The sequence below is a fragment of the Streptococcus mitis genome, assembly GCF_946190375.1.
In the GTDB taxonomy this organism is placed as follows: domain Bacteria; phylum Bacillota; class Bacilli; order Lactobacillales; family Streptococcaceae; genus Streptococcus; species Streptococcus mitis_CJ.
Window position 1 is genome coordinate 22617 of sequence record NZ_CAMIAF010000025.1, and the last position, 6949, is coordinate 29565.

The window sequence follows — 6949 nt, forward strand, 5'->3', positions numbered from 1 at the left end:
CACTTTCTATTTTATATCTTTAAAATCTGCGCCTTCATGCTCCAAGAGCCAAGCTTTCTTTTCCACTCCTGCTGCATAACCAGTCAGACGCTTGCCAGCTCCCAGCACACGATGACAAGGTACTAGGATAGACCAAGGATTCCGCCCCACTGCTCCACCAATTGCTTGAGCAGAAGCCACTTGCAAATCTTGTGCTATTTGCCCATAGGTCACTATTTGACCATAAGGAATGCTCTGTAAGTAGGCCCAGACCCGCTTTTCAAAATCCGTTCCGATTGGCGCCAAGGGCAAGTATGATAAATCTTGAGGCTTGCCTTTAAAGTAAGCATCTAAGCAAGCAATAACTGGGTCTAAAATGGGATGACTAACAACTGCTTCTATAGTCTCATCTCCTAGTCCCCTCTCAAAATGCTTCTGGCCCTGCATCCAAATGCCATACAGATATTGCTCGTCGGCAACCAAAGACAAGGTTCCTATTGGCGAAGAGTAGAGCATTTTTGCGTACTTCTTTTGCATTATTTCTTCAATTTTTGATAGGCCAAGCGTTCGCCATCAACTGGAACCTTACCAACCTGTTTAAAACCTAGTTTTTCAAAAATATGCTGCATGGCCTTGTTTGCAACATGCGTATCTGAGCGAAAATCTAGATAATCAAATCCTTCAATCAAGCCTTCTAGGAAAGTCTGAGCAATCCCCTGTCCCTGGACATCTGCTGCCACAGCAATACGGTGAAAGACTAGGTATTCAGACTCTCCAGCTTGCCATTTTCCTTCATAAATGGCTTCATAGGCTGCCTCTGGACTTTTGGTCACAGCTGCATAGGCTAGTAGTTCTCCCTCTTCCAAGGCTACGTAGGCTTGACCTGAGATAATATCCTCAATAATAATATCAGCATTTGGATAGCCATTTTGCCACTGGTCACTACCAGCATCTGCTAAACATTTTTTAGCATCCTTCATCACTTGCATGATGGTATCTACTTCATTTGGAAAAGCTAAACGAATCTCCATCTTTTCTCCTCATTTCTGACTAGTTTCTCCCATCATAGCATAATTTAAGCCTTTTCACAAGCAGTTAAAACTTGACTTTTTATTTTTGTTATTTTATAATCTAGTTATTAAAACTAGATAAAAAGGAGTTGAAAATGAAAACCACCTTTTCCTACCCAAAATGGGCAGAAATCCCAAATATTGACCTCTATCTGGACCAAGTTTTGCTCTATGTCAATCAGGTCTGCGCCCCTATCTCTCCTGATAAAGACAAGGGCCTAACAGCATCCATGGTCAATAACTATGTAAAACATGGTTACCTAACAAAGCCTGACAAGAAAAAATACCAACGCCAACAGATTGCCCGTTTGATTGCTATTACAACCCTCAAGTCGGTATTCTCTATTCAAGAAATAGCACAGACACTTAATACTCTACAAAATCAAGCAAGTTCAGACCAACTCTACGATGCTTTTGTAAACTACATGAATCACGGAATTGACCCAGCTAACCCCATTATCCAAACCAGCTGCCAAACCGTTAAACTCTATCATCAAACTCTAGCCTTAATCCATCATACTCAAGAGGAGGAAATCTAATGAATACAAGCATAAAGCTCAGCAAACAACTCAGTTTTGGAGAGGAGATTGCTAATAGTGTAACCCATGCCGTAGGTGCAGTCATCATGCTCATCTTACTGCCTATTTCATCCACCTATAGCTATGAGACACACGGATTTTTATCATCTATCGGCGTTTCCATTTTCGTTATTAGTCTCTTTCTCATGTTTCTATCATCCACCATTTATCACTCTATGGCCTATGGTTCGACCCACAAATATGTCTTGCGAATCATTGACCATTCGATGATTTATGTGGCTATCGCAGGCTCTTATACTCCAGTCGTCGTGACTTTGATGAATAACTGGTTTGGCTATCTGATTATTGCCATCCAGTGGGGAACGACCATCTTTGGTATTCTCTATAAAATCTTTGCTAAAAAAGTCAATGAGAAATTTAGCCTTGCTCTTTACCTGATTATGGGCTGGTTGGTTCTAGCTATCATTCCTGCCATTATCAGTCAAACAACTCCAATCTTTTGGAGTCTCATGGTAACTGGCGGACTCTGTTATACAGTTGGGGCTGGATTTTACGCCAAGAAAAAACCTTATTTCCACATGATTTGGCATCTCTTTATCCTAGCCGCATCTGCCCTCCAATACATTGCCATTGTTTATTACATGTAAAAATAGGTTAGGAGAAAAAATCCTAACCTATTTTTATTCTCTATGATGTTTCATACCCAATCAAAAATGTACTCTAGTCCATTTTATAGTACCTACTAGCGTGCCGTCAATTATGGGATACCGCTTCCCTGATAGTATGTAAATCAGAATAGTTAAATCATAAACACTCACCCGTTAATGAACCGTACCTAACGAATCAAGACAGACAAATGGTCACATAACAAAAAAACGTTTTGCAACGTTTTTTTGACTGTAATTTCTTTAAATGCATTTTTTCCTAAGGTAAATCATTCCCTGCAGCGATGTAAATTTCATACCATTCTTTTCTTGTTAAGCTAAAGTTTGTTGCTTGGCTAGCTTCTATCAAATGCTTTGGATTTGTTGTACCTACGACTGCCTGCATTTTTGCTGGATAACGCAATATCCAAGAAATAGCAATAGTCGAAGGGGTTACACCATATTTAATAGCTAAACGATCAAGTACTTGATTTAAAGCTTGAAATTTCTCGTTTCCAACAAAATTCCCTTTAAAATACCCGAATTGTAAGACAGACCATGCTTGAATGACCACATCGTGTAATTTGCAATATTCAAAAATGCTGCCATCTCGCATAGCTGCTTGACTATCTTCCATATTAGCATGAAAACCTGATTCGAATCCTGGAGTAAAAGCCGCACTCAATTGTAGCTGATTAACAGCTAACGGCTGCTTGACATCTTTTTTAAGTAACTCCATCATCATAGGATTTTGATTAGAAACTCCAAAATTTCGAACCTTACCTTGTTTATAAAGGAGATCAAAGGCTTCTGCTACTTGGTCAGATTCCATCAAAGCATCTGGTCGATGAAGAAGCAAGCTATCTAGATGATCAATCTTCAATCTTTGCAAAATACCGTCTACTGATTTTATAATATAGTCCTTAGAAAAATCAAAATAGGTAAATTCTTCAATGCGAATGCCACATTTGGACTGAATCCACATCTCTTCTCTTAAATCTGGACGATTTTTTAGGACAAGACCTAACAGTTCTTCACAACGACCAAGACCATATATATCAGCCAAGTCAAAAGCATTGATTCCAACAGAAAGTGCTGTTTCTACAAGCTCTTCAACTTCTTTTACAGACTTATCTTTTATTCTCATCATTCCGAGAACAATTTCTGATAATTCTTTGTCATCTTGACCAAGAGTTATGTATCTCATCAAATTTTTCTCCTTTGATTCTACATTCTTCATTTAATTATAACAAAAAACCGCTTTGCAACGGCTTTTTGGCTATATTTTACTCCATTTTATCTTCTTAAACCCACGGAACAAGAGAAAAATGCCAATAAAAAGAACAGCTAAAGGAATAATCTTTGTAAGAAAAACATTTGAAATTCCCATCCACTCATAGTAACGAAGCAGAGAACCTACCACAAGATGGGCAATAATCATACTAACAAATGGACGAAAAATCGGTTCTTTCCAATTCCAAATACTGATGACTAGGGAAATCGTAAAGACAGACAAACTATCCCAGGGAGCAGGAAGATAAAATGCTCCTTCTTGTACAAAACTTCCTATTCCTACATATCCCAGAACAACTAGCAGAACAAGAATTCCAACGACAATATAGGTGCCAATTTTCATTTTAGGAGAATCTTGGACTAAGCCCCAACGTAAGATTGTGGCTACAAGCCCAAATCCGACCAGAAAAAGAAGAAGTTGCCCTAAAAAAGTAAGCAAATTGACTGTTAAGAGAGGACCTTTAGAAAAATCACCCAGTAGATGATAGTAGCGTAATATCGCTAGGACAAAAATTGGTGTTAAAAAGGACTCCTTGATAGAACTGCGTGGTGCTTCCTTGAGAATCTCTTTCATTATTTTTTTAGGATTCTTACCTAGATAATCCTCTGCACTCATGCCATCTCGTTCTGCTTCTGAGAAATCTAACATAATCAAATAAATCTGCTCTCTGAGATAGTCCTCATCATAGAGAAATCCAGCAAGATTAAAACTATCCCACAGCTCCTCAAAATACTGCTGATTCTCCTCAGAAAATTCATGCAACAAATTGTTTGTTTCTTCATAATACTTCATTTTCTTCATGGTTTAACCCCCATTCTTAATCCCTTCAACTTTTTGACTCAAATCGTCCCATTGTTGCCAAAAGACTGAGACACGCTCTTTTCCTTCTTTAGTTAACGAAAAATACTTCCGATCTGGACCATCTGGTGACGGACGCATATCACCTCTTATCCATTGATTTTTTTCTAACTTTTGCAACAAAGGATAAATAGTTCCTGGAACGATAGTGTCAAATCCAGCCTCTCGCAAAGTTTGAACCAACTCATAACCATATCGCTCTTTTTGACCGATCATATCCAAGACACAACCTTCAAGAACACCTTTTAATAGTTGAGTTTCCTTCATCCCTTCCCCCTTCTATCTATTTTGTAATACCTACTAGTAGTTTCATCTATAATATACCACTTTCACACTAGTTTGTAAAGCATATTAGTTAAAGAAAAAAACAGAACTAGCATGAACTAGTCCTGTCTATTTTTACCCAATCACACTTCCGTTTGGTACAGCTGGATCAACTGTGAGAAGGGTTAATTTTCCGTCATGTTCAGCTGATAGGATCATCCCTTGGCTGACATATTTCTTCATCATTTTACGAGGTTTGAGGTTAGCAACGATTTGAACTTTCTTGCCGACCAATTCTTGTTCGTTTGGATAGTATTTGGCAATTCCTGAGAGGATTTGACGGTCTTCACCATCACCAGCATCCAAGCGGAATTGAAGCAACTTATCTGAACCTTCTACTTTAGACACTTCTTTGACTTCTGCGACACGGATTTCAACCTTGTCAAAGTCTTCAAACTTGATTTCTTCCTTGTTTAGTTTGAGTTCAACTTCGTCTGGGTTCCACTCTTTTTCGACCGCTGGTTTGTTGCCTTCCATTTGTTCCTTGATATAGGCGATTTCTTCTTCCATATCCAGACGTGGGAAGATTGGTGTTCCTTTGGCAACTACAGTCACATCTGCTGGGAAGTCAGCCAAGCTCAAGTTTTCAAGGCTAGCTACTTCTTCCAAGCCAAGTTGATTCAAGAGTGCACGACTGGTTTCCATCATAAATGGTTCAATCAAGTGAGCGACGATACGAAGACTAGCTGCCAAGTGACTCATGACACTTGCTAATTGGTCACGAAGTGCTTCATCCTTAGCCAAGACCCATGGTGCGGTCTCATCGATGTATTTATTGGTACGAGAGATCAGAGTCCAGACTGCTTCAAGAGCACGTGGGTAGTCAACTGCTTCCATGTGTGTGTGGTAGTCTGCAATTGATTGTTCTGCAACCTCAGCAAGAGCATGGTCAAACTCTGTTACACCCTCTACATAGGCTGGAATTTGTCCATCAAAGTACTTGTTAATCATAGAAACCGTACGATTGAGGAGGTTTCCAAGGTCATTGGCCAATTCGTAGTTGATACGGCCTACATAGTCTTCTGGAGTGAAGGTTCCGTCTGAACCAACTGGAAGGCTACGCATGAGGTAGTAACGAAGTGGATCTAATCCATAACGCTCTACCAACATTTCAGGGTAAACGACATTCCCTTTAGACTTAGACATTTTACCGTCTTTCATGACGAACCAACCATGAGCAATCAAACGATCTGGCAATTTGATATCCAACATCATAAGAAGGATTGGCCAATAGATTGAGTGGAAACGAAGGATGTCTTTTCCTACCATGTGGAAAACTGTTCCATTCCAGAACTTGTCAAAGTTACCATGTTCATCTTGACCGTAGCCAAGAGCTGTCGCATAGTTAAGAAGGGCATCAATCCAAACGTAGACAACGTGTTTTGGATTTGATGGGACTGGTACTCCCCATGTAAAGGTTGTACGAGAAACTGCCAAATCTTCCAAACCTGGTTCGATGAAGTTGCGAAGCATTTCATTCAGACGACCATCTGGAGTGATAAATTCAGGATGAGCTTGGAAAAAGTCTACCAAACGATCTTGGTATTTGCTGAGGCGAAGGAAATAAGACTCTTCAGATACCCATTCCACTTCGTGGCCTGATGGAGCAATACCGCCAGTCACATTTCCAGCTTCATCACGGAAAACTTCCGCAAGCTGGCTTTCTGTAAAGAATTCCTCATCTGATACTGAGTACCAACCGGAGTATTCACCCAAGTAAATATCATCTTGAGCCAGCAAGCGTTCAAAGACTTGCGCCACTACTTTTTCATGGTAGTCATCAGTTGTGCGAATAAACTTATCGTATGAGATATCGAGTAATTGCCAGAGTTCTTTAACTCCAACTGCCATTCCATCAACATAAGCTTGTGGTGTAATGCCAGCTTCTTCCGCTTTCTGCTGGATTTTCTGACCATGTTCATCAAGACCTGTCAGATAAAAGACATCGTAACCCATCAGGCGTTTGTAACGTGCTAGGACATCACAAGCAATGGTTGTGTAGGCAGATCCGATATGAAGTTTTCCAGATGGATAGTAAATCGGTGTTGTAATATAAAAATTCTTTTCAGACATAATTTTTCCTTTCCAGGCAAATGAAACCTGTTTTTCTAACACTTCATTATATCACATTTTTAATAATTTTCGATAGGGAAATCTATACAAAAAGGCTCTATAATATTTGTAGTGGGTAAATCCCCTATAGATATTATGGAGCCTATTTTGTTGTAGAAAAAAAGTCCC

The 6949-nt window shown here is 39.5% G+C and carries 8 protein-coding genes; 2 read left to right on the top strand and 6 right to left on the bottom strand.

Annotation, left to right across the window (positions count from 1 at the left end; all coding sequences use genetic code 11):
- Nucleotides 1-6: 6 nt before the first annotated feature.
- Nucleotides 7-516, bottom strand: a complete 510-nt coding sequence (locus N8M09_RS10215; protein ID WP_261065083.1) for a methylated-DNA--[protein]-cysteine S-methyltransferase — start codon at nucleotides 514-516, stop codon at nucleotides 7-9.
- Nucleotides 516-1010, bottom strand: coding sequence for a GNAT family N-acetyltransferase (locus N8M09_RS10220; RefSeq protein WP_261065084.1), 495 nt, complete (start codon nucleotides 1008-1010; stop codon nucleotides 516-518). Before N8M09_RS10220 ends, N8M09_RS10215 begins: the two co-directional genes overlap by 1 nt.
- A 134-nt stretch (nucleotides 1011-1144) precedes the next feature.
- Here N8M09_RS10220 and N8M09_RS10225 point away from each other — a divergent pair, with 134 nt between their 5' ends.
- Nucleotides 1145-1588, top strand: coding sequence for a DUF1836 domain-containing protein (locus N8M09_RS10225; RefSeq protein ID WP_261065085.1), 444 nt, complete (start codon nucleotides 1145-1147; stop codon nucleotides 1586-1588).
- Entirely contained in the window at nucleotides 1588-2235 is a 648-nt protein-coding gene (gene trhA / locus N8M09_RS10230) for a PAQR family membrane homeostasis protein TrhA (protein ID WP_261065086.1), read from the top strand. The genes N8M09_RS10225 and trhA overlap by 1 nt, the downstream gene beginning before the upstream one ends.
- A gap of 277 nt (nucleotides 2236-2512) precedes the next feature.
- On the opposite strand, the gene N8M09_RS10235 is transcribed toward trhA, so the two are convergent.
- From N8M09_RS10235 to metG, 4 genes are all read right to left on the bottom strand, one after another.
- Complete coding sequence (locus N8M09_RS10235; RefSeq protein ID WP_261065087.1) at nucleotides 2513-3439, bottom strand: aldo/keto reductase; 927 nt, start codon at nucleotides 3437-3439, stop codon at nucleotides 2513-2515.
- A 72-nt stretch (nucleotides 3440-3511) separates the two neighbouring features.
- Nucleotides 3512-4327: a hypothetical protein gene (locus N8M09_RS10240; protein ID WP_261065088.1), complete on the bottom strand. Its 816-nt coding sequence runs from the start codon at nucleotides 4325-4327 to the stop codon at nucleotides 3512-3514.
- A gap of 3 nt (nucleotides 4328-4330) precedes the next feature.
- On the bottom strand, nucleotides 4331-4651 hold the full coding sequence (locus N8M09_RS10245; RefSeq protein ID WP_033681893.1) for a PadR family transcriptional regulator: 321 nt from the start codon (nucleotides 4649-4651) through the stop codon (nucleotides 4331-4333).
- Between the two features lie 132 nt (nucleotides 4652-4783).
- A complete protein-coding gene (gene metG / locus N8M09_RS10250; RefSeq protein ID WP_261065089.1) occupies nucleotides 4784-6781 on the bottom strand; it encodes a methionine--tRNA ligase in 1998 nt (665 codons plus the stop codon).
- Between the last annotated feature and the right edge of the window lie 168 nt (nucleotides 6782-6949).

Bases quoted from the DNA above. Each gene is read 5' to 3' on its own strand.
- N8M09_RS10215 (WP_261065083.1), bottom strand. From the start codon at position 516: ATGCAAAAGAAGTACGCAAAAATGCTCTACTCTTCGCCAATAGGAACC.
- N8M09_RS10220 (WP_261065084.1), bottom strand. From the start codon at position 1,010: ATGGAGATTCGTTTAGCTTTTCCAAATGAAGTAGATACCATCATGCAA.
- N8M09_RS10225 (WP_261065085.1), top strand. From the start codon at position 1,145: ATGAAAACCACCTTTTCCTACCCAAAATGGGCAGAAATCCCAAATATT.
- trhA (WP_261065086.1), top strand. From the start codon at position 1,588: ATGAATACAAGCATAAAGCTCAGCAAACAACTCAGTTTTGGAGAGGAG.
- N8M09_RS10235 (WP_261065087.1), bottom strand. From the start codon at position 3,439: ATGAGATACATAACTCTTGGTCAAGATGACAAAGAATTATCAGAAATT.
- N8M09_RS10240 (WP_261065088.1), bottom strand. From the start codon at position 4,327: ATGAAGAAAATGAAGTATTATGAAGAAACAAACAATTTGTTGCATGAA.
- N8M09_RS10245 (WP_033681893.1), bottom strand. From the start codon at position 4,651: ATGAAGGAAACTCAACTATTAAAAGGTGTTCTTGAAGGTTGTGTCTTG.
- metG (WP_261065089.1), bottom strand. From the start codon at position 6,781: ATGTCTGAAAAGAATTTTTATATTACAACACCGATTTACTATCCATCT.